Source organism: Collinsella sp. AM31-2AC, from assembly GCF_003469285.1.
Taxonomy (GTDB): Bacteria; Actinomycetota; Coriobacteriia; order Coriobacteriales; family Coriobacteriaceae; genus Collinsella; species Collinsella aerofaciens_AT.
Genome location: NZ_QSJB01000002.1, coordinates 81,275 through 107,276, shown reverse-complemented (window position 1 = coordinate 107,276; position 26,002 = coordinate 81,275). Strand labels below are relative to the sequence as shown.

The window sequence follows — 26,002 nt, the reverse complement described above, 5'->3', positions numbered from 1 at the left end:
GGGACAGGTCTGGCAGTTGGCAGCTAGGGACGTTCCTTTTCTGCCGGCAGAAAAGGAACGTCCCCGAGTGCCGCTTTAGAAGTGGCGGCGGATGGCGTCGACCATGCCCTGCGGCGTGGTCTGGCCGAGTACATCGGCTGCAGCGTCGGCATCCATAAAGATATTCATAAGCGCTTGCAGGGCCTCGACCTGGCCGCCCGGCTCGGCAATGCCCAGGTTGATGACGATCTGCGCCGGCACCGGGGCGCCCATGCCCGCCATCGCGTTGAACATCACAGGTGCGGCGGGCTTCACCACCGCGATATAGGGCTTGGCCACAAATCCCGGATCGGTATGCGGAATGGCGATGTTTGCCGCCGGCATAGCGAGACCCGTGGGATAGGCGTCCTCGCGCGTGCGGACGGCGTCGAGCCAACCCTCGGCAATGTAGCCGCGCGGAGCGAGCTCGTCCTCGAGCTGCGCAAACACCTCATCCGGCGTCGCACACTCCCAATCAAAAAACACCAGCTCGGGCGAGAATAGCATCTCGGCGTTATCCGCCATACCGTCCTCCAAAGTTGCATGAGGTTCACATTGCCCCATATGATAGCGAAACGAGGCAGGCAAGGTTAGTCGAGGATCTCGATCATCTCGAGTGCACGCACGGGCGTCAGGCAAACCTCGGGCATTGCCTCCAGCATGCGTCGGTCACTCGTGACTACGTAGTCAACATCTGCCGTCTCGCCCGAAGCGATGATGAGGTTGTCTTCAAGATCCGGCATGTGCTTGCCAAGCATGCGCGCCATTTCGCACTCTGCCAACGAAAGCGGAGAGGCCGTCGCCACCTGCATCATGTGCTCAATGCAGGCCCACGACGCCGAGGCAAACGACACGTTAATCCCATTCGCATTCCGCCGGGCTAGGCGCCGAGGCAAAATGTAGAACACATCCTTTGCCGTCGTCGGCGCGTACAGAAGGTCAATCTTTCCCGCCTCGGCAAGCTCCACCAGGCGCTTCGCTTCGTGGAATGCCCCCTCTTGCAGGTAATAATCAAGCCACACATTCGTATCCACAAGCAGGTGCTTTGCCTCGATCATCGGCAATTCGCCTCCATGTCGGCAATCATCGCGTCATACATATCATCGCGTACGGCATCCCAGTCTTCCACAGACGATTCAGCTGGCGCAAAATCCGAAGCGCTTAGCCCCAACGAGGAAAAAACTAGGCCACACCCCTGCTCGGCCAGGCTCTCCGCACGGGGCGCCTCGCGCTTATCCGCCACCATAAATCCCGGCAACGTTTGATGCTCGACAAGATAGACCCACAGCGCGCGAATGGCATCGCTCGCCCCCAATCCATTGCGAGCCAGGACCGCGTCGCCACCAGCTTTGAGCATAGGATCGATTCGCGTGTTGAGCTGCACCGTTGCCGTACCCATAGCGGCTCCTCTCTACCTGCTAGCAGTATAGCAAACATGAAAGGCCACGCAAAAGGACCCCGCCCGCACACGGACGGAGCCCTATCGGATTTCTTGGGATGCAAATAACACCCGTCACGTTATCCAGGGTCCAAAATCAAAAAGGCAATAAAAGCTGAGGGGGCACATGTGATTCCATATGCCCCCTCAGCTTTTTCGATATTTAAGTCACAAAAGCGCTTCGTCATTAACAAACACAAGCTGTCTCATTTTCCCACTTCTGCCCTTTAGGCCCAATACGGAATATACCTTCGATATTTGGCGCCCGCATCCTCGTCCTCTTCCTTTATCAATGTCTCTTCCAGGCACTCTCTGATTAGACGAGACATCGCCACCGTGTTTTTCTTTTCATCGGAAAGTCCAAAACGCTCTCGCAGTGACTGATTGCTCATCGACTCGCCTTGGGCGTACAAAAGACAAGCATGCCAGTACACAGCATTTTTTCGTTCGCTTTTTTTCATTCGAGTATATGGGCAATCGCAATAGAGCGCCACGAGTGTTCCCAGCCCGCCCTCACTCTTGATAACCGGTGAAGGCATGCCGGCTTTTTCGAGCGAATCTACGATTAAATCCCAGCCCGTACCGCCTTCTTCGCAAAGATCCATTTGGCGCATGAGGGACGCCATCATCGAATTGCGCGTTTTCGGCTGCGCGTTGAGCACGCGTTCTGCCGGAATAAGCGTTGTCCCGGGATTAGAAAACTCGATGCGATTGTCGTAAATCGCAACAAGAGGCCCCGCCGTATTGTCAGCAATGTCTTGATGGATCACGGCATTTGATAGCAGTTCGCGAATCGCCCTTTGGGGGTAGGCCGTCTGGATGCGTCGAAATGCGCCATCCAACGTCTCAACAGCCGGAATCATCGACATGATCAGTTGCTCAGCCTGCGGGAGCGCTAAAGCGTAACCCTTATCGATTTCAGTATCACCAATAATGTCAAAGCTGCCTTTTCCCGCATATCGCACAATTCGCAGCATGCGTTTTCTGAGCTCCGGATAGCGAGAGAGCCTCTTTCCCACCAGAAGCACCCCCAAGCGCGTCATGCTATAACGGCCGTTGTCTTGGCGATGAATCAGCTCTTGCTCACAGAGAGCAAGAATTACTCCGTCCAGATCGACGGGTCTCCTCAATCTGCACAGCTCAAAATATGCATCAATATCCAGAATCTCGGCGACCTCTTGAGGCGTCAGATCGCTCTCAACTACAGCAAGCTCCGCGTTCCCCGCCTGCAAGCGACGCCACAGCTCCGCCTCTCGCGCACTACCAGGAAGCAGTTCTGCCGTCGAAGATCCCTCTCGGATGTAGGCGGTCTTATCAAAATAGACCGGCTGAGCATTCGCGGCGTGCACTTTCAGCACCACAAAGTGCTTTGTCTCATGGTCAATAACCGCAAACTCGTAATTCGCATTGTTTGAGAGCGCAAGCTTGAGCCACATCAAAAGCTCTTGGTTTCCCTTGCCCTTTGCGTGATATGGGTTGAACTGGGTACCCACAAGCTCATGAGTATCGTCGCTCACGCCCCAGATCTTATAGGCATATGCACGGCCGCAGTAAGCGGCGGCGTTGGCAAGCGCAGAGATGTCACGCCCCGTTCTAATGGGGTCGCTATTACTCTCTTTAAACTCAAGCCACTCGGTTTCATCAGGATAGCCGATAAGTGAATAAATCAGCTCCATGCCATCTGCTTCACCCATTGAGCCTACCTCCTTGCGCTCATTTTGATAACAAAATGATAAATAGATGATAAATAGAATTCTGCGCAATTTGAAGCTGAAGGCCAAGTTTTCTGATCGTTTTCCCAGATAATCTCAATGCTGGAAGCTTTGTTCTCTGCGAAAGAGTCGACTACCGTAATTGACAGGCAAGAAGATATGGCCCCGGCGTCAAAAGGAACTCAAGCAGCAGGGAATGTGATTAAACTAGTGACTATCGCCAAGTAAATGGGCGTTGTCCTTATCCAGCATCATGTCCTTCGAACAAATCGAGCGGCAGCGGCACAGCAACGAAAAACACAGCTGGCAAATAGTGGCGCAGCGGCACTCCATTTTTATGTATTTCTGAAATTTCCGAAAAAGCCAGAATCTCATTAGCATTTGATAATGCCCCCCCCCGACGACGTATCTTATTCTTGGTTAGCATTTGTTAACGATATGTGCCCGTTGGAGCGATTCCGTGTCCCTAGATCCGAATTTTTTCTGTCAGTACGCCCCTTGCGACAACCAAAACCTATTAGCCGAGCTAGTGGCAATGGCTTCAATCCAGCAATTTCAAAAAAGGGAAATTATCCTTGAAATGGGTACCCAGCAAAAATGGTTTTACCTTTTAAAACAGGGGGTAGCCTGTTCGTATTCTCTACAAAGCGATGGTTCGGAAATCACTGACTGCATAATGGCGGAACCGGGCATGCCTGTAATGCCTAGCCCCGAGTTTGACATTCCATCTCCGACTTATATTGAAGCTTTAACAGACTGCACGCTCGTTCTTCTTAAGATAAGCGATGTTCAAAATAAAGCCCAATATAATCCAGGACTTGCAACTCTCATTAACCGATATCTATCAAGGGCTTGGCACGATCATTATAAAACCGAATCCGCGCTTAGGCTGCTGCCGGCTCGCGACCGCTACAAATGGTTCCTCGAAGAGTATCCGGGGGTTATCGATAGGGTCCCCCATTCGCGCATCTCATCATTTTTGGGTATGTCGCCGATCACGCTTTCGCGCGTAAGGGCAAACATATAGCAGCGAAACGCTATTTCCTTTTACGTTTTATCTCGACGGTTATTGCTGAGCCGCATTCAGGACAAAAGTTAATCTCTCTACTGTATGCAACCCCACACTTCTTGCAATAACGCCATATGTCGCCCATATCAATAGGGCTAGCGCATACTTTACAGAATTGAGCATCTATCTCGTTTTTTGTACCGCAGCATTGGCATTCGATCTCATCGCAGCAATTGGGACGTTTTTTCATTGGAGGGATCGGACAAGGATGACGTCTTGGCACCAAGTCTTCAATTTGGGCATAGCAGAGGCGCTGGCTCTCTTTGATGTTTATCAGCATGCCGATTCGATGCTCGATACTCGACCGTATTTCATCTTCGCCCTCGCTTTTAACGATATCGTCGCATAACGCATCCACTAGAACCTGATAGTCATCTTCAAGTCTTCGCGCTTCTTCTTCAAGATCATAAATCAACTCAATGCGCGGCGTGGATCGTTCACCTGCATCAAGATGGAATGGCTCATGATCAACTGGCAGCAGTGGCATATATCCTCCTCATAGCCCGCCTGTTAACTATCGCAATCAATTACTAACCAGCCATTGTCGCAAAAGGCGATGGCGGTCTGGTCCCCAACATACAGCACCCCAGCAGACATAACATGTCGCTGCGGCACAATGACATCATCTGTCTTGCGCCACGCATTAAGGCCTTTCGTTTCAACCGCGCAATCTCGACACAGCTACTTGCGGCCTCCGTTCCGAATTTCCCAGTATTTAATGTCATCCAACGTTTCTTGGATCCGATCCATCTTGGCATCACGCAATAAAAAAGCCATGCCCTGACGTCACTCGCGACAAAAATTGCATGCCCGTATCAAGCCAAGATGAATCACGGCCAACCGAAGATGGTGGCATATCCATATTCTTCGCTTGACCTTTAACATCGATCACTTGCCACTTAACCTAAGTCTTTCCAGAAGCCAATGGCGGCCGAACATCGTTGACTTAAAGCTTGTTGGCAAGATAAACCAAATCACCGGGTGTCCAAATTAAATCGGGCACCCGGCTACCAGTATTCTTATATTTCTGGCCCAGCTATGCATTTCAGTCATCAATAAACGCTATATCGCTATCTAATGCAGTCTAGACTATGCTCCTGATTGCACCCTCCGCTTGGGACAGGAGCCCTTTCATCTTTTTCTTTTGCATCCAGCCATTAACGCCCGTTAAATCGGATTCGCCCAAGAGAGCATCGCCCATCCATCCCTCAAGCACAATTTCCCTTTCGCCAAAAGCGATCGTAAAATTACGCTGCAGCATTAACACGCCGTCGCCCTTCGACCAACAAGGTTCACCCTTAATTAGTTTCTGTTGAAAACCGGCGCCCTCAATAATGCTCTTCCAAATCTCTAAGACCCTTGGCGTATCAATTTGACCGTGCGCACAAATCGTTATCGTTGTCCTCGGCATCTCAAGCCCCTTCTTATTGACCCAACTCTTGACCACAGTTCGGACAATGTTTTGCATCTCCTATAATCCGGGTTTGGCAATAAGGACATACTTTGCCTTTATTCCGCGTCGAATCAATATCAACCACATTCTTGGATGCATAGCGCACACTTAGAAATAGAAGCGCACCGACAATCAATAGAACGAATCCGATTCCAATAATTGCTAAAACCGAAAGCTCCATGCTGGTAAGAGGGGCTTTAAACGTATAACGATGAGATAACATCGCTTTTGTTATTAGCCCGTAGACCAGCGCAAAAAGACCCAAGCCAAATGACAGCAATGCAACGGTTTCCTTTTTTGGTTTCATTAGCCCCACCCTCCAACGAGACAATTAACCCTTCAAAATCTCGCAATCGATATGGCCCCACCGTTCAAATTTCTAGAAAACATGGTGGCTTTAATGCCATAGCCCTCGTTTGGGCTCGAAATCAAACACGAAATTTTTTAGACGGATTTTATTATCCACGCTGGCAACAAACAGGCATTAGCATTTGATAACGCCCCTGTGACAGACCGCAGTCGAAGCACCATAATTGTCGACGGAAGAACCGCTTTGAAGTTCCACAAGCTGCCCGCGAAAAAGGATCGAAAATAATTGATTTCGGCCAAAACAAACTTGTTTTCACTTATTAGAAAAGGGCATAGCCAGAGCGTATGGCCTCTCAGCCGACGGAGATGAAGTAACCGATTGTCTCGTCTTCGTTCCCGGCACTCCGGTTATGCCAAGCGCAGACACAACAATGCCCTCTCCTGAATGTTTCGAAGCTTTAACGGATTGCACTCTCATTAAGCTTAAAATATCGGATTTCTGCAGAGCAGTAGAAAGCATCCCTCAACTTTTGTCCATTTATAATTCGTTGCTTGAGAGTGCATGACACAATCACTGGAAAGTCGAAAACGTCATCGGGCACCTCAGCGCAAAGAATCGATATGAATGGTTTCTGAGGGAATATCCTGGACTGATCGATGCTATTCCCCATAGGAATAGCATCGATTTCTCGAATGACTCCGGTAACCCTGTCTCGTGCGCGAAGTCAGCATCGGACTCAATCGGCATCTGAGCAACAACCGCACTAGCAGCAAACGGCTCAATCTGAGCAAAAAGAGGATGCGGACTGGTGAACAATTTTTACTTTAATGTGTGCCGGGCTCGTGACAATGATGTTTGTCACGAGCCCGGCACGGTATTCATCTATGGCATTCCCCATCTTCACACGGTCGGCGTGCCTTAGCTCTCATTCTCTCGTGTACGTTTCGTTGTTGATAACAAGCTCATCCCCATTGAGAAAATAGAGCCTATCATCCGCCTCTTCAGCTTCCTCTTTGCTGCTGGCTTTCTTCCAATGTTGAGAGCTGATATTTCCTTGACTGCTACTTAGAACCAATGTCTCGTCTTCTTGAATCGTATAGCGATCGCAGCTTTCCAGCCACGCACCGTTATAGGTAAAAGGAACCGAACAATCACCATTCTCATCAAATTGGAGAATTTCGTCTCCGTCGTCGTTTGCCCAAGTTCCAACAATCGACTTCTCACCACATCCAACTAGACCAATCAGCGGGACAGAAGCCGCGGCAACGGCCATTTTAATTGCTGTTCGTCTCGAAAATAATTGTGCACCCATCTTTGCTCCCAACAGACAGCACCCGTACAAAAGATAATTTGATTATCCCCATAAGATTATTTAGCGCATTATCATTTGATTATGGTCCGGCGTATCCCGAGCACAAAGAAGAGCAAATGGCTCTATTAGGCTAAATTAATCTCTTGCCGGAGCGCGCCTCTTGGCGAAGCAATTGGACTATGAACATCAAGCTGTAGCGATTGTTTGCCTCAAACAACGTAGATCGCAATGCATAAAAAATGGCGGCTAAGCGCACCTCTAACGCTTAACCGCCAACACGAACCAACGACTAGCGCGCCGGGTCAATTGCGACCTTGCCGCTCTTCAGCACGTGGACGCGGCCGTCGGCGAGCATTTGCACGACCTCGGGATACAGCACGTGCTCAATCGCGTGGATGTGCTCCTCGAGCGTGTCGACATCCCAGCCCTCCTCGACAGCCAGCGCACGCTGGGCGATGATGGGACCGTTGTCGTAGACCTCGTTGGCAAAATGCACGGTCACGCCAGTTACCTTGACGCCGCGCACAAAGGCATCGTCAATCGCATGCGCACCGGTAAAGCTCGGCAGCAGCGCCGGATGCAAGTTGACCACGCGGTTGGGAAACGCCGCCAGCAGCGGTGTATGCACCATGCGCATGTAGCCGGCCATGACCACATACTCGCAGCCGCGCTCGAGCAGCTCGTGCGCGATGATCTCGTCGGCGGCGATGGGGTCGGCATAGACATCCTTGGACAGCGTGAGCGTCTGGATGCCCGCGCGCTCAGCGCGCTGCAAACCCTTAGCCGAAGGACGGCTCGACACCACAAGCTCAATCGAAGCGTTAAGCTTGCCGGCGGCAATCAGATCGATCAGCGCTTGCAGGTTGGTACCCGAACCGCTGATGAGCACACCGATCTTAAGCGGCTCGGCCGTATCGGTGCCGGTCGGACGGGTATAGGGCACAAAGTCCAGGCCCTCGGCGGCAGCCATCTGCTCGTTAGCGCTCATCGGAGTACACGACCTCACCGGAACCCTCGACGCACTCGCCCACGCGGAACGGCTTCTCGCCCAGCGCGACCAGTGCCTCGGTCACGGCGGCCTCGTCCTCGGGGGCGACGATCAGACACAGGCCGACGCCCATGTTGAAGGTCTTGCATGCCTCGTTGGGCGCAAGCTCGGCCTGGCGCGACACGTAGGTGATGACGGGCGGAACGTCCCAACCCATCTCGGCACCGTTGCGGGTGACCACGGCGTCGACGTCATCGGCGAGCGCACGGTTGAGGTTCTCGGTAATACCGCCGCCAGTGATGTGGGCGATGGCGTGCACGTTGGCGCCGCCGCGCAGCAGCTCCAGGATCGGCTTGACGTAGATGCGCGTGGGGGCCAACAGAGCGTCTGCCAGCGATGCACCGCCGAGTTCCTCGAGCGGACGGCTCAGCTCCTCGGCCTTAGCGACGGCCTCGGGCGTGCCCGGCTTAACGCCGTCGACGCCAATGACCTTACGCACGAGCGAGTAGCCGTTGGAGTGCACGCCGGTGGAAGGCAGGCCCAGGATCACATCGCCCGGGCGGACGTTTGCGGGGTCGAGCATCTTGGGACGGTCGACGACGCCCACGGTAAATCCGGCAAGGTCGTAGTCGGCAGGAGCCATGACGCCCGGGTGCTCGGCCATCTCACCGCCCACGAGCGCGCAGCCCGCGAGCTTGCAGCCGTCGGCCACACCCTTGATAATCTTTGCCATGTGCTCGGCCTCGATGTGACCGATGGCAACGTAGTCCAGGAAGAACAGCGGCTCGGCGCCCGAAGCCAGAATATCGTTGACGCACATAGCGACCAGGTCCTGGCCAACCGTCTCGTGACGGTCCATGATCTGGGCGAGCACGAGCTTGGTGCCCACGCCGTCGGTACCGCTGATCAGGATCGGGTCTTCCATATCCTTGAGCGCGGCAGCCGAGAACAGGCCGCCAAAGCCGCCGATGCCACCGATAACCTCGGAACGGTTAGTGTCCTTGACCATCTGCTTAATCGCGTCGACGGCGCGGCCGCCCTCGGCGGTATCGACGCCGGCGTCCTCGTACGTCACATGCTTGCTGTCGCTCATCTGAGCCTTCCTCTCCCACTACCATGGCGCCGCACGGGCGCCAAACGGTGCTCATAGTTGCGTTCATTTCGGCGCGCGCCATAACAGCACGCGCCGTCATATCAACAAAACAGCAGGTAAAACCTACCAAAATAAACCTGTCCCCATATGGCAGGTTTTATGCCTCGCCGTGCTCCTCTTCCCAGCTGCGGTCGTCGTATTTCTCGATCACGGCGTCGTCGTCAAAGTACAGCGGCTTGTCCAGGTTGCGGGGCTTAAAGCCCTCCATAAACTTGTCGCGGCCAAAGCTCTCGGGAATCGCCACGGGGTAGCGGCCGGTAAAGCACGCATCGCAGTAGCCGCCCTTGGGCATGACCTTAAGCAGGCCCTCGACCGAAAGGAAGGCCAGCGAATCGGCGCCGATATACTCGCAAATCTCGTCGACCGTCTTGTTGGCGCTGATAAGCTGCGACTGCACGTCGGTATCGATACCGTAGAAGCACGGCCAGATGACCTCGGGCGAGTTGATGCGGATGTGAATCTCCTTGGCGCCGGCGTTGCGCAGCATCTTGACGAGCTGCACCATGGTGGTGCCGCGCACAATGGAGTCGTCGATAACGACCAGGCGCTTACCCTCGATGTTGTCGCGCAGCGGGTTGAGTTTCATACGCACGCCCATGGCACGCAGCTCCTGCGTAGGCTCGATAAACGTACGGCCCACGTAGCGGTTCTTGATAAGGCCCTCGCCAAAGGGAATGCCACTCTCGTGCGAATAGCCCTCCGCGGGCGGCAGGCCGGAGTCGGGCACGCCGATGACCAGGTCGGCCTCGACGGGCTCCTCATGTGCCAGCTGACGACCCATGTCGTAACGGCAGGCATAGACGCTCTTGCCGTTCATGATGGAGTCGGGGCGGGCAAAGTAGACCTGCTCAAAGATGCAGTTGGCGGGCTCTTCGGCTGCAGGCACGCCCTGCTCGGATACCAGGCCCTCGGCGCTGATGCGCAAGATCTCGCCGGGACGGACGTCACGGACGTACTCGGCACCCACGATGTCGAGTGCGCAGGTCTCGGAAGCAACGACCCAGCCGCCGGCGCGCGTGACACGGACGGCGGAGTCGACCGTCGCGGCGCCGTCCTGCGACGGCAGCTGCGAAACGGCTGCGGCATCGGCCTGGTCCAGACCCTCGTCCACCAGCTTGCCCAGCACGAGCGGGCGAATGCCGTGTGGATCGCGGAATGCGTAGAGCGCCTGCTCGTTGATGAGCGTCATGGCGTAGCCGCCGCGCACGAGCTCCATGGTCTTGCGAATACCCTCGCGCAGGTGGCCCGTACGCTGGGTAAAGTAGCCGATAAGCTTGGTCGCGACCTCGGAATCCGAATTGGAGAGGAACGGCACGCCCAGCTCGATCAGCTGACGGCGCAACTCGTCGGTGTTGACCAGAGTGCCGTTGTGAGCAAGCGCGATAATGACGCTGTTGATGGTGGAAAGATGCGGCTGCGAGGCTTCCCAGCTCTTGGCGCCGGCGGTGCCATAGCGCACGTGGCCCACGGCCAGCTGGCCGGAGAGCGTCGACAGGTCGGCGTTGGAGAACACGCGGTCGAGCAGGCCCAGATCTTTGCGGACCATAACCGTGCCGCCGTCACCCACGGCGATTCCAGCCGATTCCTGGCCACGGTGCTGCAGCGCACGCAGGCCAAAGTACGTCAGTCGAGCCACGTCGCGATCGGGCGCCCATACGCCGAAAATGCCACATTCCTCATGCAGCTGGTCGGAGTCCGGATCATACGTCGACATGGTGTTCACCTGTCCCGCGGCACGCTCGGCCGCGCGGATGGTTTCTTGAGACATGGTATCCCCTCAGAGCCTCGTATTTTTGGCGTTACCCGCCTTATTATACGCACGGCGCGACGTGCTCCCCAGCGCATGAGCAGCGCTTTTTAAAAGCCCACCGAGCTAATAATCAGTTTTGTTGCCAAACATTTTATCGGTCTGTCCAGTGTAAGTGCCCGCGCCCCCAGATGGCCGCCGCGTCCGCCGTTGGGGATTACAAAGTTGCAATTGGGACGTTCGTCCTGTCTTTTGGCAGGTCGGCGGCGTATCCTTATAACCTACAACAAAGCGAGAAAGGTTCTGTATGGATCGAAACGAACTCGACCCCAGCGTCCCCAGCGCCACAGAGGTCAAGAAGATTCCCCTCATCATTAAGGTGTACGCCGTCCTGTGCATCCTTTCCGGCGTGGGCACGCTCCCGTCGGTCGCTGCCTTTATGTGGCAGGTCATCACGGCACTTGTTAACGGCAACGCCACCGAAAAGCTCGGCGACAACACGCTCGTCGCAGTCGGCCTTATCGTCGCCGGCATCATGCTCTCTGCGGCAAGTGCCGTCATCCTAATCATCTTTGGCCTGGACCTTATCAAAAACCAGCGCCGCAACGCCGCCCGCCTGTCCTACATCCTTATTGCATTCACCGTCGTCGAGCTTTTGGTCGACGTGATGCTCCAGGGCATCGGGCCCTTCCTGCTGCGTCCCGCGATCCAGCTCGGCATCCTTGTTGCACTTTCGGCAACCGTCGACCCCACGCTGCGCCAGGAGCGCGAGCTGCAGCGCCGCCTGCAGGAGATGCTCGATCGCGACGCCGCCGCCGAGGGCATGCTCGGGCGCGATGAAACCGGCGAAGGCTACATCAAGCTCAACTACTTCAACCTGTTCTGGGTATTCTTTGTCTGCTGCATACTCGGCCTGATCGCCGAGGACATCTGGCACATGACGGTCGACGACCCGGGCGTCTACCAGAACCGCGCCGGCATGCTGTTTGGCCCCTTCAGCCCCATCTACGGATTTGGCGCTGTGCTCATGACCATGGTGCTCAACCGCTTCTACAAAAAGAACCCCATCATTATCTTTTTGGTGAGCGCACTGCTCGGTGCAAGCTTTGAGGTGTTCGTGGGCTGGTTTATGCAGACCTCGTTTGGCGTGGTCTCGTGGAGCTACTCGCATATGAAGCTCTTTGGCATGCCCGATCCGCTCGCCGTCCTTACCGGCGGACGTACCTGCACAGGCTTCGCCTGCCTGTGGGGTCTGGGTGGCCTCATCTGGATCAAGCTGCTGCTGCCGAGGCTGCTCAAGCTCATCAACATGATTCCGTGGAAGAGCCGCTACTCGGCTACTGTCATCTTCACCATCATTATGCTGGTCGATGGCGTTATGACGCTGCAGTCGCTCGACTACTGGTACCAGCGCGTTAACGGCACGGAACCGGATATTCCCGTTGCGCAGTTCTACGGCAAGTACTTCGATAATGACTTTATGGAGAATCGCTTCCAGAGCATGACCATGAGCCCCAAGGATGCGACGCGCGTGTAGCACCCACCGCACCCAAAACGCAAAACGCCCGCCGGTATCACACGTACCGGCGGGCGTTTTTATAAACGATCCTTCTATCGACGCAAGCCTCTACGCCTCGCGCTCGACCTCACTCACGCATTCGTTCTTAATGGTGCCAACGAGCGCCTGCAGCGCATCGACCACGTGCGGGCGAATGTCCCCGCCGATGAGCACGAGCATGATGTCGTCACCTACGGCAAGCTCGCCGCTTGCCAGCCACACACGCACATAGCCGATACCCGGCATCGCACGCGTCGCCTCGATAGCAGCCTGCACCTTCTGAGCATCGAAGCCAAACACCATGCCGCCCACCTTATGCCCAGGCGCCACGCCATCGGTCTCGACTCCGCGCACCTCAGCCTTGGGCGTCGCGCGCACCACACCGTTATGCGTCAGATACATCCCACAGCCTGCCGCCGAAGCATCAGCCTTGGCCTCGCGCAGCCAAGCATCAATCGAAGGCATCAATTTGCCACTCTCGAGCATCATTTCTCCCTTACCGTCGTCGAGTAGCCAATTTGGGACGGGGCCTTTTTAGCTACTCTCGAACAACTTATTCCTCGACCGGCGTGAGCACCATGACGGCGCGTGTGTTGCTCAGCGACAGCGAACGACAGGTCACAAGCGTTACAACCTTAGTTGCCGAAGCGGCACGATCGGTGGCATCACTCGCCACGGCAGAAGCGCCGTCGAGCATCTCGGACAGGTAGTTCTTGAGTCCGTCGTCGCCCTCAAAATTGGTCGTGCGCGCCTTGGCATACGTGTCCTCGACCACCTTGGTCGCCAGCGGACGCAACTTATACGTCGCATCGCGCGTGATGTAGTACACATATTCAACGCTATCGAACGTTGCCTGGTCAGTCGTATCCGAAATCACGTTGAACATCGACCCATCGTTCATATGGTGGCCGTAGATCGTGGTCTGCTGGTCGACCATTCCCGGCGCGGTGTCATCGCTATCCAAGAAGATGGCACCCGAGGCGTTAGACGTGCCATCAAACAGCGTGTTGAGGTACTTGGAGTTGTTGTTGGTCTGTACCACGGGGTAGTTGATGTTGGTTCCCGGCACGTAAATCCAACCCACAATCTCGGGGTTCGTCTGAGCAAGCGCATCAAAGTCGATAATCGGCACGCCACTGGCGTCCTTATCGCTTACATATTGCTTCTCGATTTTCTGATACGAATCGCTCGCCTGCTTATAGCCAATCTGGGCATTAATAAAGATAGCGGCGGCGGCGACAATCAGGCCGATGCCCACGATGATGAGCAAGATGGGAATGATGGATCGGCGTTTCTTACGCGGCTGCTCGGCATAGTTGGACGGCGCGTCACTCAGCTGCCTCGTCGTCTGAGCCTGCTTCTTTGCCGTGCCATATGATGAAGGGCGATACGCAGCCGGCGTATCCTGGCGGCGATGGGACGTCGGCGTTACGGAACGCGGCGCGCGCGGCTGCTGAGGAGAGGATGTCCGACCTTGCTGCGCCGCATGGGCAGTACCCGGCTTCGACGGATCGGGAATCTGGGAAGCCTTGAATCGTTTTCCCTGATAGTCGGACATGGCTCTCCTTATACTGCGGTGAAACGGCGGAACGCCTAGGCGTCGGCCATCTCCTGCTTCATCTTCTCGATAACCCTGCGGTACTCGGGGTCGCAAGCACCCAGAATCTGAGTGGCATAGATGGCGGCATTCTTGGCGCCGTTGATGGCAACGCAGGCCACGGGCACGCCCGAAGGCATCTGCACCATCGACAGCAGCGAATCCATACCGCCCAGGTCACTCGTCTTCATAGGCACGCCGATGACCGGCAGCGGCGTAAAGGCCGCCACGACACCGCCCAGGTGAGCAGCCTTGCCGGCAGCAGCGATAATCACCTTGATGCCGCGGTCAGCAGCAGTCGAGGCCCACTCGTGGACCTTTGCCGGCGTGCGGTGTGCGCTCGCAATGACGAGCTCATAGGGCACACCAAGCGCCTCGAGCTCGGCGGTGCAGCCTTCCATAACGCCCAGATCGGACTTGGAGCCCATGATGATCCCGACAACCGGCTTCTGATCTGCCATAAACAAAGACCTCCTGTTGAGAGCGGTGACGCGGCGAATCCGCGACCCTTAACTGCAAATAATTCAAGTATAGCCGCCGATGCTGATGTGTTCGGCGGGAGATGGAACGCTTTGCGAGATTAAGGCCGAAGGGTCGGAGCTTTCCGCCTACATTCAAAAAGCGTGCCCACCGTCCTTGGGTGGGACGGCGGGCACGCTTGCTTAGCTGTTGCTGGGGCTACTTAGCCTTGCTGCGACGATGGAAGAAAGCGCCGATCGCGGCGATGATGGCGCCAAGACCACCGACGGTCGCGACGGTCGCCGCCGTCTGGTCTCCGGTATTGGGAATCGCCGAACCGTTCTTCTTGCTGCCCTGGGCCTTGTCGCCTGCGGGCTTGCCCGCCTGGTTGCCGCCGTTCGAGCCATTGCCGGAACCCTGGTTGCCCGAGCCGCCCTGATTGCCGGAATCGGCATCCTTGAGGCTCTCAATAGCCAGCTTGAGCTGGTCATAGGCCGCCTGGAGCTGGGTGTCGGAAGCATTCTCATCACCCAAGACGTCCTCGGCGTAGGTAATGGCATCCGTCAGGGCCTTGACAGACTCGGCCGTCTTGCCCCTGGTGTCAGTCTCCTTCGCCTGCTTGACCAGGGCCTTGAGCTGCTTCTTAGTCGGATTCTCGACCGGGGCCACCGGGGTCTTCTCGAGCGCGCCGCGGGCGCTCTCGAGCGCCCTGAGCGCCTGGTCGACCTCGTCCTGCGTGGCGTTCTCGTCGCTCAAGATGGCGCGGGCGCTCGCCAGGGCGTTCTCGAGCGCCGTCCAGGAGGCCTCGGTGTAGTCACCGGCCTTGAGGTCGCCGGCAGCAACCTCGGCATCAACCTTTTCGATCGCGGTAGCGAGATCATCCTTCGCCACCGGATCGGGGACGGCCGTACCGTAGAACTTGAGCTCCGCCATGCTGCAGTAGGCATCAACGTTGCCACCGCCGGCGTGAATCACCTTGACGGTCACGTAGCGACCGCGCGCGGCGCCAAAGCTCATCTGTTTCCAGTCGCCACGGTCGGTGAGCACGCGGCCGTCGTTGTCGAAGGCGAACGTACCCATCGACGCGGCGGTGCCCGTCTCATAACCGTCGGCAGTGTCGGAGACCAGTATCTCGGCCTCGAAGATATCGCCGTTAGTGCCGCCGTCCTGGCGCGGCAGGAATGTAACGTCGGTGAGATCGTAGTCGCGGCCCAGGTCGACACTCAGATACTGGGGCATACCGGTCCCATGGGCCCAGTCGCTGTGCCAAAGCGTCCGCTCGTCGCCGTCGAGAGCATTGACGGCGTTGCTGCCCTCGTAGTCGGCCTCACTCGAGAAGCCGGCCACCTTGACGTTCTTGCGGTTCTCGGGCGTGTTGATAAGAATCTTCTCATCGACAGGGCGCATCTTGAGGCCGTCGATTGCCTTCTCGATCTTGGCTGTGGCGTCTGCGACATCCTTCTTGCTATAGCTGCCTTGGCCGCCGTCGAGGAGCTTCTGAGCCGCCTCGACCGCAGCGGTGAGAGCTGCATAGGAATCCTTAGTGTAGACGGACTCGCTGTAGCCCGCGGCCTTGGAAAGCGCTGCCACGAGCGCAGAGGTATCGACACCAGCCTTGACCTCGACCTCATAGGATGCGGCCTTGGAGGGGTCGAGTACCGACGCCACCGTGATCTTTGCCTTGCCGGCCTTGTTGGCACGCAGGTAGTAGCTCACGCTATCGCCAGCCTGAACAGCGGAGACGCTTACCACAGAGGGGTCGGAGCTCTCGACCGTCACATAGGGGTAGCCGGCGCTCTCAGGCGTGGCCTTGGCGTCGACGAGCGTAACGTCGCCTTCAAAGAACTCGGTCTGGTTCTTGCCTAGCTCGACACCCTCGATGGCCTCGACACCCTGCGTGTAGTTGAAGTTGACCTCACGCAGTGTGAGCATCTGGTCACCCGATGCCTCAAGCGGCGTGACCTCGACCTTGGTCGCCTTCTTGCCCTTGTTCTCGGCAGAGAGGCCAAAGGCGTAGCGAGCCCGGAAGGAATCGTACTCCCCGCCCGCGAACTCTTGGGTCGAGCCATCCTCGAACGTCACGACAGCCTTGATCTTCTGCACGGTTCCGTTGCCACCGTTGCGGTTAACGACCTCGACACTATCGAGTTTCGACGGCGTCTTAAATGCGAATGTCATCGTGGTGGGAAGCTTCACGTAACTCGGAAGCTTACCCTCGCTGTCCCAGTTGCCGCTCCAGTTCCATAGGAACTCAAAGCCGTTGTCGCCCTCGTTATTATCGAACAGCGCGTTATAGCTCTTCTGCTGGATAAGTTTCTCGACGTTGGTTCCGTCGTCGGTCGTGAGCTCATCGTTGGTCATCGTGATGTTGAAGGCATCCTGACCGTACTCGGCGACCGTTGGCTGAGGAACATCCGGCATCGTCACCGTGCCGTCGCTCGCAAACTCAAGTGCGTCGCATGCCGGACCGATGAGCCAAGATGTCGAGGGCAGTTCGACCTTGCCGGCGGTCTTGGCCTTGAGCTTGAAACTCGCCACCGCGCCGGTACCGTTGTAGAGCTTGCCATCGCCGCGGTTGGCAAAGGCGAGATTGATAGTCTGCGTTCTGTCCGCGAACTGGACCTTCTCGCGAGACAGGTTCTCCATGCCGGCAGTCGAGCCGTCCTGCGCGATGCTCTCGGACACAAACTCGAACTGGTCGCTCTTGAAGTTGACGAGAGCGCCCAGGGCGTTGACGTTCTTGGCGTCGGCCGCATAGACATCAACGGTGATCTCATCACCGGCCTCGACCTCGGTCTTGCTCGGAATCACCGCGAGCGAACCTGCGACCTTGCCCTTTTGTTTAGTGCCGCCGTCAAGACCCGCCATGGTGAACGAGTAATCGTAGACGTCGTAAACGCCGTTATCGTTGAGGTCGGCGAAGTGGTCGCGGATCTGCGAACCGAACGTCGGGGTATCGGGCTCGCGATTCTCGAGGCCCAGATAGTTCTTCATGTTGGAGTAGTCTCCGTCGGAGATCGTGGCCTTGTTGAGGTTGGAGCCCACGGCGAAGCCATCCGTGCCGTCGGTCTTGTAGATGGCAATCTCGGACGCGGAGAAGAAATTGCCGACCGAGGCGAGCGGTGTCATGCGCACGTAACGGGCGGCCACGGTGCCGTCAAACGCTACCGTCTTACAATCAGCGGAACGTGCCCAATCGACCTCCTGGCTCGTCCAGTGGACGCCATCGAGACTCGTCTCAACACGCATCTTGGTCACGGTGCCGTTGCCGGCGTCATCGCGCGGATAGTACTCGAGCTTATCGAGCTTGTAAGCGCGTCCATAGTCAACGGTAAGCGCCTTGCCCAGATCGTTGCCACCGGAGTGGAAACCGCCGTCGCCCGACTGGAACTCATGGTCGAAGGCGAGCTCGGCCTTATGGCTGCCGTAAAGTGAGCCCTCCCAGGTGATTTCCTCGGCGTCGGGGACGTTCCGCCACGGATCGAGTGCGGAGTTCGCCTCGAGCACATCGCTCCAGGCGGAGTAACCTTCGGCGTTGCGCGAACGAATCTGGTAGGTGTGCTTGCTATTGTAGGCGAGGTCGGTGTGCGTGAACTCGGCCGCATCACCCACGGCAAACACAGTGCCGTCGACCTTAAGGTCGTAGGAGGTAGCACCATCGACCTTTCCCCAGGTGAGCTTGATGCTCGTTGGGGTCGTGGCGTCCTCGGGGGCAGCAAGGTTCGTGGGTGCGGAGAGGTTCTCGTTGAGGCGATCGGCTGTGAGCGTGGCGTCGGCGTTCACGAAACCGCCCAGCTCAAGCGTCTGCGCCGCTGCAGCAACATCGGTCTTCGCGAACTTGACGTAGACCTTGGGGTTCGTGGTGATCTTGGTGTTGTTGAAGCTCTCGCCCTGCTCGGCCTCGGTGCCGTCCGCATCGCTGCCGTAGTGGTTGAGGTTGGGGGTCTCGCTGTAGAAGTAGACCGCCTGGCCGGCCTCGGGGGTCGCGGCGTCAAAGATCTCCTGCGAGTCGACCTCAACCACGTTGAGTGCGGATCCGCCGTTCTTGGCGACAACGCTCGTGGGCTTGGCGGACACATTGGCCACGAAGGTCGTGGTGCGGTTGGAGTCGTAGCCGTTGTAGCCGCCCTGCGAGGCCTCGGCGGTAAAGGTCGCGGTGCCGCCTGCGGCCTTGGAGCTGTAGACGGTGCTCACATGCTCACCGTAGGAGATATTGTCGATCGTGCCGTAGGAATCGTCCTCAGTCGTGTTGTTCTCGATGGAGGAGCCGTCGTCCTCGTACTGCGTAAAGGTGCCGTCGCCCTCGGTGGCGAAGAACTCGACGATACGCTGGCTGCGGTCGGTACCCTTGGCGTTGGTGTCGCTCACGGCCTCGGGGTTGTTGTTCTCGGCGTACATCGGCACGATAGCGTTGGCCTTCACAAACAGCGGCAGCTTCCAAAGCGGAGCCTCGTAGTTGTTGAGAACCTGGCCGCCGCGATACTGCTTACCCGAGAAGTAATCGATCCAGATGGTGGGATTCTCGTCGGTGCCGTAGTTGGGGAGGTAAATCCCATTGCGAATGTCGTTGCCGTTCTCGTCTGCCTGGGTATCCTGATACACCGGTGCCACTAGGAAGTTCTCACCGAACATATACTGGTACTGCGTCGAAGTGCTTGCGGCGTACTCGGAGTTGTCGGAAAGCAGCATGGCGCGGATCATGGGCAGGCCGGCATCGCCGTTACCCGTGTCGATGTTGGCCGCCGAGGCCGCGCTCGTGTAGATATAGGGCATGAGCTGCGCCTTGAGCTTGAGGTAGAAGCGCGAGATGCCTGTGTAGGGATCGCCGTGCGTCATGGGCGATTTACGGTAGGTGCCCCAACCGTCCATGTCAAGCATAGAGGGCGTGAACGTCTTCCACTGGTAGTCACGCGCAGAGATGATGGGGTCGCCGCCAAAGATGCCATCCATGTCGGAGCCGATGTTGGGGTTGCCCGAAAGACTCTGACCGATATACGTGGGGATATGGAAGCGAATGTACTCCCAGTTACCGCCGTACTGGTCGCCGGTCCAAATGCCACCAAAGCGCTGCGTGCCGGCCCAACCATCGAGCGTGATGATGTTGGGGCGCTTGTTAGCGCCGGTCGTCACCGTGTCATAAGCTGTCTTGATGCCATTAAGACCAAAGGAGTAGCCAGATCCAACCCAGGCAACGTCGGTCTTAAGGGTAGTGATGCCTCCCGTCTTGACCTCGGCGTCGAAGTCGCGAAGCAGATGCCACGGGGTCTCAGGGTTGCTGTCGGGCTCAAGGTTGGACTGGGTCCACAAGCCCGTGCTCACACCCTTGGAGTTGGCATACTCGGTGAACTTCTTAAGGTTGTCGACATTGGCACGCACAGCGTTAAGACGGTCGGCCGAGCTCGCTCCGTCGGAGTTGACGCCGCCGGTCTTGTAGTAACCGTTCTGGCCATAGCCGGCGCCGTAACCGTCGTTCGGCAGGAACCAGCCGAGCGGCATGTCGTTGTCCTCGTAGTCATCGATAACCTGCCGAGCAGAGAACTGGCGGTCGAAATCGGTCGCTTTCATGTTCTCGGTATCAACCGTAGGGCCCTCACCGTTGAGCGTCTCGGCCGCAAGTGTGCCGTCGAGCTTGTAGCCCGTCGACATGCCAGACTCGTACTTAACGTCGCCCTTCTCGCTCGAGGACTTGCTGCCCTTGGTCTCCCACTTCTTTTGACCCGAGGTCGTTGACCAGCCATCACGGTTATAGGCATTAAGATGACCAAGGTAGAACCCGTACTCGGGCAGCAGTACCGGGTTACCGGTCACCTTGTAGTAGTCCTGCAGCATCTCGGTTGCCACGTTCGAAGCGCCCTCGTTGGTCGCCACGAAGTAGTAGGCATCAAACTCATTCTCGCTGTGCAAAGTCGTGACCGTCGATGAGTCCGTGGAACCGAAGTCGTAGGAACCCTCTGCAAACGTGTTTCGGAGTACGCCGTAGCCGTCACTCGTCCAATAAAACGGGTTGGGCGAGGCAACGCCGCCATCGGTCCAGTTGTTCGTGTTGGAGATGGCGATGGTCTGGTTGGTGTGCAGGAAGCGTCCGTTCTGGGTGCCGCCGCCAAAGAAGTTCTCGGACTTCTCCTTGGCGAGCGTCTGGACGGTACCCTTCTTATCAAGGTCGAGGGACGCGGACTCGGAAACCACGACACGGTCGCCTGACTTGATACTCATCTTGCCAGTCGCCTTGTCCAGGATCACGGTCGCCTTTCCGCCGGTGATCTCGATAGTGTCGCCCTTGTCGGCAACCGTCGCACTCGGCTTGCTGTAGGTGTCCGAGGTATCGGGCTGAGCCTGGATCTTAGCCGTGTGGGACTTACTACGCGGCGTGGCGTACTCGGAAAACTCACCCTTGGGGTCGACGTTATAACGGAAAATACCGTCCTCGAGGAACGTAATACGGCCCTTGATGCCGTCAGCGAAATCGATGTCGACGACATTCGAGGCAGACTGGGACACGGTCGCCGAGTCGACGCCCTTGAGTGGCGTGGCAATCGCCTGCTGGGGATTGGCAAACACGAGCGTCGCTGCAGTGGCAACGAGGACCGCGCTTCCCTTCACCCACCGTTTCGTAAAAATGGAATTCCTGCGCATCTGGTCTCCTTTCTTCCGACATGCTGAGGTGCCGAGGACGCCCCCCCCCGGCAGCATGGGAAAACGTATCAAACGGAGATGTTCGGTACATTCCGCACAATGGGGGCCACCCGTTACCAAGGGGCCAACTGGTAGTAACCAGATAGCCACCTACTAGGTCATATTAACATATGGGAGCACTTGCGCACCCAAGTTCGGAATTCTCCTAGCGGCAGCAAAATAAGCGTCAACGGCAAGGTGGGCTTAATAAGCCATACCAATTGGTTCTTCAGTCAAATACCAATCTAGCAAAAATGTACTGTTTGTCTGGTATTACACAGACCATACCTTTCCCTCGGGAACTGGGCTTCGCGAAGTTTCCCGAGGGAAAGGCTCAGCCGCCATCCTGCAACCTACCGGGGATTGCCATGACGTACGTTGGCTGATTTGGTTTGGAATGAGATGTTGACGGTGGCTGGTGGGCACAACTGTCCCGGGTGCATTTCAAGATGCACCTAAATGTCTGTCTTTATCCTTATAGATTGTCCAGGTAGTCGTCGGCATCATAGGTAAGGCTGTAAGCTTTATTCAGGATGCGCACGAGCTCCTGGGCATCGTGCTCGCCGAGCGCTGAGAGTTGTTTCGAGAGCGATGCCACACTCTCGGCATTTTTTTTCGCCGCGAAATCACGGCCTTCCTCGGTAATGCTCACCAGCACACGCCGACGATCGTTTGGATCAGTCCTGCGCTGAACGTAACCCTTACTCTCGAGTGAATCCAAGATATGCGACATGCGCGCACGGGAGAATTTCAGCTTCTTGGCAATCTCGGAGGGAATGACATCACCGTCAATACCCGATAGATACTGTAAAACCGGTGCCTCGCCCACACTGGCGCCGCCGGCAGCACTCAAGGATCCCTTGGCAAGGGAACGTGAGTACACAATCAGTTTTCGAGCGACGTCATCGTAATCCACTGGGGATATTGTCCTTTGCAACTCTAGAAGGGCCATAAAACCGTCATTTGCCGTACATTAGTTAACATTCGCAACAATTATTTATGATACCCCAACGCGGAAGTCTATTGCTCGTCCTTCTTGCGTCGCATAAGCTCCTCAACGTCGACACCAGCGGCCTCGAGCATGCGCTCGACATTCTTTTTGGCGTTGGTCGTGCCGACCTTAAGCACGATCGAAAGCGGAGTGCCCACCACCAGGCACACGATGCCCACGGGGACACCCCAGCCGGGGCCGCCCTGCATACCCCACATCCCCATCAAAAAGCCAATCGCCACGAGCGAATAGCCCAGGCGCAGCCAAACATTGAGCCGCTGAATAGCATCGGTCTGCATCTTTGCCTCGCGAATCAAGTCGTCGCGCGAAAGGTCGTGTCCATGTTTCTCGTGCATATGGTCCTCCTCGTGCAAAGTGTGCATCATGCGCAAGTGCATCGTTTGTCGAATACGTCATCTTTCAAGAGCAATATAGCGGGTGTCGTGTAGGCGATGGAGGTCGCTGGCCATATTGCCCTTGAAGGGCGGCGCAAAATCAGAAGGCCGTGCGGTTGAGGCCGCACGGCCTTACAGGGGGCCAGGGGATGATGACTAGTAGCTCAGTGCCGGGTCGAAGAAGCCAATGAGAACGCCCACAAATGCGATCACAACGAGGATCAGCATCATAACGATGGGGTTGACCTTCTTCTTGGTCATCATGTACCAGCAGAAGATGATGAAGATCATCGGCAGCAGGTGCGGATAGATGCCATCGAGCGTGTCCTGGAACTTACCGCCACCGGGCAGCACCAGGTTGGGGCTGCAGGTGATGGAGACCCAGGTAGCACCGACTGCACCGATGACCATGGTACCGACCATCACGATGGAATCACGCAGAGCCTTGGCCTTGGGGCCGACGAGGGCCTCGACCGCCTTGCCGCCGAGCTCATAGCCCTGGTTGTAGGCAAAGCGCATGCCAAGGAACATGAGCAGGTTCCACACGACAATATAGAAGATGGCGCCGAGCGGGGAGCCGCCGGTCGAGAGACCGAGGGCAATACCGAGCAGGATCGGGATCAGGGTACCGACGATCAGCGAGTCGCCAAGGCCGGCGAGCGGGCCCATGAGGCCGGCGCGGATGCCGTTGATGGCGTCGTCGTCGATGGCCTCGCCGTTTGCGCGAGCCTCCTCGAGGCCGGCGGTGACGCCGACAATCATGGTGCCGATCTGCGGCTCGGTGTTGAAGAACGCGGAGTAGGTCTGGAGGGCCTGCTTCTGCTCCTCGGGCGTGTCGTAGAGCTCCTCGACAATCGGAAGCATGGCGCACAGGTAACCGAAGGTCTGCATGTGCTCCTGCGAGAAGCAGGTCAGGTTGCCATAGGACCAGTTACGGAACGACTTGGCAAGCGTTTTCTTAGAGAGCTTTTTCTTCTCTGCCATTAGATGTCCTCCTCTTCCTCATCATCTGAGCCCGAGGCGATAGCTGCCTTGGGAGCGTTTGCGAGGTCGATCTTGAGCGAAGCGATCTCATAGTTGATCAGGGCGAAGAAGCAGCCGATGCCGGCAGCGGCGATCAGGTTGCAGCCCATAACAGCGGACAGGGTGAAGCCGAAGAAGAACGTCAGGAAGTCCGTGGGCTTAGAGATGACCTGCTTGAGTAGGATGGCGATACCGACGGTAGGCAGCAGCGAGCCGACGGTAAACAGCGTCTTCATCGCGATGCCGTCCATGGGCATGTAGGTCTTCATGAGGTCGACCATGGCGGTGCCGCCCATGGTGATGATGAACGTCGGGAGGAACGAGCAGACGATGTGACCGATCCAAGGCAGAACGTTGTTGACCAGGTAGAGCTTGTGGAGATCGCCCTTCTCGAGCCACTTCCAGCCCATGCCCTGCCACACCAGGTTGATGGTGGCGGTGCCATAGAAGAGCACAGTGCCGAGCGTGCCGACGGCGGCACCGAGGGATGCGGCCATGCCGGCAGCCTCAGCGGAGGCGGGATCGATGCCCGAGTTCTTGATGGCGAGGATCGCCAGCGGGATGCCGATATAGGACACGGCGCGGACGTCGGCGGAGACGGTTCCGCCGGGGGTCACGAGAGCGATGTAGACAACCTGGATGGCAGCGCCGACGAGGATACCCGTCTGCATATCGCCCATGATGATGCCGACGATGAGGCCGGCGACCAGAGGACGACCCAGAGTGTAGTTGCCGATCGTCGTGCCGCCCATGCCAGGCAGTGATGCCAGGCAGGCGAACAGGCCGAACAGCGCGGCTTGGAATGCATTGATTGCCATGCTTTCCCCTTTCTTTATTCCTCAGCCCCTTTCACCAAGGGCTGTAGATACCAAAATGCGGCTGGCACCTAACTAGAAGCCAAACTGACCGCGGAACTTGGGCCACTCACCGATGGACTTCTCCTTGATAAGGGCGAACTCGACCGTGTAGCCGGCGTTGGTGAGATCCTCGAGCGCCTGGGCCTCTTCCTGCGTGATCGACTGGTTGTTGCCAAGCTTGGTGGTGCCGGGACGATCGTTGCAGGGACCGACGATGATGCGGTCCATGCCGGGCTTAAAGCCAAAATCGACGAGAAGTTCCTTCATGTCGAGCGGGTTCTTGGTGATCAGGAAGTACTTGGTGTCGGACTTGAGAACCTTCTCGGAGACCTCCTTGAAGTGCTCCTTGGTCCACACGAACGTCTTCTTGCCCGAGGCACTCTTGTAGGCCTCCTTGAGCACGGGGTTGGACGCTGCAGCGTCGTTGACGGCGATAAGACCGTCGCAGGGATACTCGAGGGCCCAACGGGTAACGGTCTGTCCATGGATCATACGGTCATCAATACGGATGAACGAAATCATGCGTTCTCCCTTTCTTTATCACCGGGGGTCTTTCCTCTTAACCCCCGCTCCATCACGAAAATTTGGGCGGATGCGCTGCCTAGATGTCGTCGTCCTCGTTGTCGGCGTCATCGGTCGGGACAACGAGCTCGGACATACCGTTCTTGCCCTCCTGCAGCATCATCTGCTTGAGGGAATCCAGGTCCATGGTGGCAAGCCCCATCATGGCGGTCATAGCCATGGGCAGATTCATACCGCCGAAGGCAATGGTGTGGGCGAGCAAACCCTTCTCGGCCAGCGTGTTCATGGCATTGGTGAGCGGCGATCCGCCCAGGATGTCACCAAGCAGGACAACCTCGTCATCGGCGGTAACGGGAGCGAGCATCGCCTTGACGTTCTCGACATACTCGTCAGCGCCCATGCCGTCCACGAGACTCGTCGACAAGATGTTCGGGGCGTCATTGCCGAGCATCTTGAGGACACTGTGCAGTCCGGGAGCGAGCGTTCCGTGACTGACCATTACCAGATACCGCATGCGGTCTCCTCTCGACCTGCCGTGTGTCGCACGGCTTTGCTTTTTGCTGAGATTATTGTTGCGCCGGGGCATGTTCGGTACAAGAAAATAGTTGCGAACGGTAACTATTCATCGGTTAACGGTAGCAACTATTTTTGTGCCTAAATTATTTTTTCTTCTAATTATTTTTAAAATAGCAGGTAGATTGCCTGATAAATGTTTTATGTTCCTTATG

The 26,002-nt window shown here is 56.9% G+C and carries 23 protein-coding genes; 2 read left to right on the top strand and 21 right to left on the bottom strand.

Annotated features, from left to right (window positions below; genetic code table 11):
* Window positions 1-75: 75 nt before the first annotated feature.
* The 4 genes from DW796_RS01445 to DW796_RS01430 form a co-directional block, all read right to left on the bottom strand.
* Window positions 76-543 (bottom strand): PTS sugar transporter subunit IIA, encoded by a 468-nt coding sequence (locus DW796_RS01445; protein ID WP_118094042.1) that lies wholly within the window; start codon window positions 541-543, stop codon window positions 76-78.
* Between the two features lie 65 nt (window positions 544-608).
* Window positions 609-1,076, bottom strand: coding sequence for a PIN domain-containing protein (locus DW796_RS01440; protein WP_199579817.1), 468 nt, complete (start codon window positions 1,074-1,076; stop codon window positions 609-611).
* Window positions 1,073-1,417 (bottom strand): type II toxin-antitoxin system RelB/DinJ family antitoxin, encoded by a 345-nt coding sequence (locus DW796_RS01435; RefSeq protein WP_117803472.1) that lies wholly within the window; start codon window positions 1,415-1,417, stop codon window positions 1,073-1,075. Before DW796_RS01435 ends, DW796_RS01440 begins: the two co-directional genes overlap by 4 nt.
* Window positions 1,418-1,683: 266 nt before the next feature.
* Window positions 1,684-3,150 (bottom strand): ATP-binding protein, encoded by a 1,467-nt coding sequence (locus DW796_RS01430; protein ID WP_118094040.1) that lies wholly within the window; start codon window positions 3,148-3,150, stop codon window positions 1,684-1,686.
* 478 nt (window positions 3,151-3,628) lie between these two features.
* Here DW796_RS01430 and DW796_RS10365 point away from each other — a divergent pair, with 478 nt between their 5' ends.
* Entirely contained in the window at window positions 3,629-4,195 is a 567-nt protein-coding gene (locus DW796_RS10365; protein ID WP_117803470.1) for a Crp/Fnr family transcriptional regulator, read from the top strand.
* A gap of 10 nt (window positions 4,196-4,205) precedes the next feature.
* Here DW796_RS10365 and DW796_RS01425 read toward each other — a convergent pair whose 3' ends face one another.
* From DW796_RS01425 to purF, 7 genes are all read right to left on the bottom strand, one after another.
* Window positions 4,206-4,724 (bottom strand): zinc ribbon domain-containing protein, encoded by a 519-nt coding sequence (locus tag DW796_RS01425; RefSeq protein ID WP_118094039.1) that lies wholly within the window; start codon window positions 4,722-4,724, stop codon window positions 4,206-4,208.
* Window positions 4,725-5,321: 597 nt separating this feature from the next.
* Window positions 5,322-5,648, bottom strand: coding sequence for a hypothetical protein (locus DW796_RS01420; protein ID WP_118094038.1), 327 nt, complete (start codon window positions 5,646-5,648; stop codon window positions 5,322-5,324).
* 13 nt (window positions 5,649-5,661) lie between these two features.
* Window positions 5,662-5,997 (bottom strand): zinc-ribbon domain-containing protein, encoded by a 336-nt coding sequence (locus DW796_RS10360; protein WP_147347894.1) that lies wholly within the window; start codon window positions 5,995-5,997, stop codon window positions 5,662-5,664.
* Between the two features lie 928 nt (window positions 5,998-6,925).
* A complete protein-coding gene (locus DW796_RS01415; protein WP_117803467.1) occupies window positions 6,926-7,312 on the bottom strand; it encodes a hypothetical protein in 387 nt (128 codons plus the stop codon).
* Between the two features lie 289 nt (window positions 7,313-7,601).
* The gene (purN, locus tag DW796_RS01410; protein ID WP_118094037.1) at window positions 7,602-8,300 is read right to left on the bottom strand and encodes a phosphoribosylglycinamide formyltransferase; all 699 of its coding nucleotides are present in this window, start codon (window positions 8,298-8,300) and stop codon (window positions 7,602-7,604) included.
* Entirely contained in the window at window positions 8,290-9,393 is a 1,104-nt protein-coding gene (purM, locus tag DW796_RS01405) for a phosphoribosylformylglycinamidine cyclo-ligase (RefSeq protein ID WP_118094036.1), read from the bottom strand. The genes purN and purM overlap by 11 nt, the downstream gene beginning before the upstream one ends.
* A gap of 157 nt (window positions 9,394-9,550) precedes the next feature.
* Window positions 9,551-11,221 carry an amidophosphoribosyltransferase gene (gene purF / locus DW796_RS01400; protein ID WP_118094035.1) on the bottom strand — a complete coding sequence of 557 codons (1,671 nt, stop codon included), beginning with the start codon at window positions 11,219-11,221 and terminating at the stop codon, window positions 9,551-9,553.
* 286 nt (window positions 11,222-11,507) lie between these two features.
* On the opposite strand from purF, the gene DW796_RS01395 reads away from it, so the two are divergent.
* Entirely contained in the window at window positions 11,508-12,737 is a 1,230-nt protein-coding gene (locus DW796_RS01395) for a putative ABC transporter permease (protein WP_118094034.1), read from the top strand.
* 90 nt (window positions 12,738-12,827) lie between these two features.
* Here the strand turns inward: DW796_RS01395 and DW796_RS01390 are convergent, their stop codons facing one another.
* The 10 genes from DW796_RS01390 to DW796_RS01345 all read right to left on the bottom strand — a co-directional run bounded on the left by DW796_RS01390 (window position 12,828) and on the right by DW796_RS01345 (window position 25,788).
* A complete protein-coding gene (locus tag DW796_RS01390; RefSeq protein ID WP_117564036.1) occupies window positions 12,828-13,244 on the bottom strand; it encodes a molybdenum cofactor biosynthesis protein MoaE in 417 nt (138 codons plus the stop codon).
* A gap of 67 nt (window positions 13,245-13,311) precedes the next feature.
* Entirely contained in the window at window positions 13,312-14,316 is a 1,005-nt protein-coding gene (locus tag DW796_RS01385) for a class B sortase (protein ID WP_118094033.1), read from the bottom strand.
* 35 nt (window positions 14,317-14,351) lie between these two features.
* Window positions 14,352-14,816, bottom strand: a complete 465-nt coding sequence (gene purE, locus DW796_RS01380; protein WP_118094032.1) for a 5-(carboxyamino)imidazole ribonucleotide mutase — start codon at window positions 14,814-14,816, stop codon at window positions 14,352-14,354.
* Between the two features lie 217 nt (window positions 14,817-15,033).
* On the bottom strand, window positions 15,034-21,447 hold the full coding sequence (locus tag DW796_RS01375) for a discoidin domain-containing protein (protein WP_158567663.1): 6,414 nt from the start codon (window positions 21,445-21,447) through the stop codon (window positions 15,034-15,036).
* Between the two features lie 514 nt (window positions 21,448-21,961).
* Window positions 21,962-22,402 (bottom strand): MarR family winged helix-turn-helix transcriptional regulator, encoded by a 441-nt coding sequence (locus DW796_RS01370; protein ID WP_158550938.1) that lies wholly within the window; start codon window positions 22,400-22,402, stop codon window positions 21,962-21,964.
* A gap of 104 nt (window positions 22,403-22,506) precedes the next feature.
* A complete protein-coding gene (locus DW796_RS01365) occupies window positions 22,507-22,833 on the bottom strand; it encodes a hypothetical protein (protein ID WP_117646153.1) in 327 nt (108 codons plus the stop codon).
* Window positions 22,834-23,028: 195 nt separating this feature from the next.
* A complete protein-coding gene (locus DW796_RS01360; protein ID WP_117646152.1) occupies window positions 23,029-23,856 on the bottom strand; it encodes a PTS system mannose/fructose/sorbose family transporter subunit IID in 828 nt (275 codons plus the stop codon).
* A complete protein-coding gene (locus DW796_RS01355; protein WP_089572605.1) occupies window positions 23,856-24,713 on the bottom strand; it encodes a PTS sugar transporter subunit IIC in 858 nt (285 codons plus the stop codon). Before DW796_RS01355 ends, DW796_RS01360 begins: the two co-directional genes overlap by 1 nt.
* 72 nt (window positions 24,714-24,785) lie before the next feature.
* Window positions 24,786-25,274 (bottom strand): PTS sugar transporter subunit IIB, encoded by a 489-nt coding sequence (locus tag DW796_RS01350; RefSeq protein WP_089572604.1) that lies wholly within the window; start codon window positions 25,272-25,274, stop codon window positions 24,786-24,788.
* A gap of 79 nt (window positions 25,275-25,353) precedes the next feature.
* The gene (locus DW796_RS01345; protein WP_118094030.1) at window positions 25,354-25,788 is read right to left on the bottom strand and encodes a PTS sugar transporter subunit IIA; all 435 of its coding nucleotides are present in this window, start codon (window positions 25,786-25,788) and stop codon (window positions 25,354-25,356) included.
* Between the last annotated feature and the right edge of the window lie 214 nt (window positions 25,789-26,002).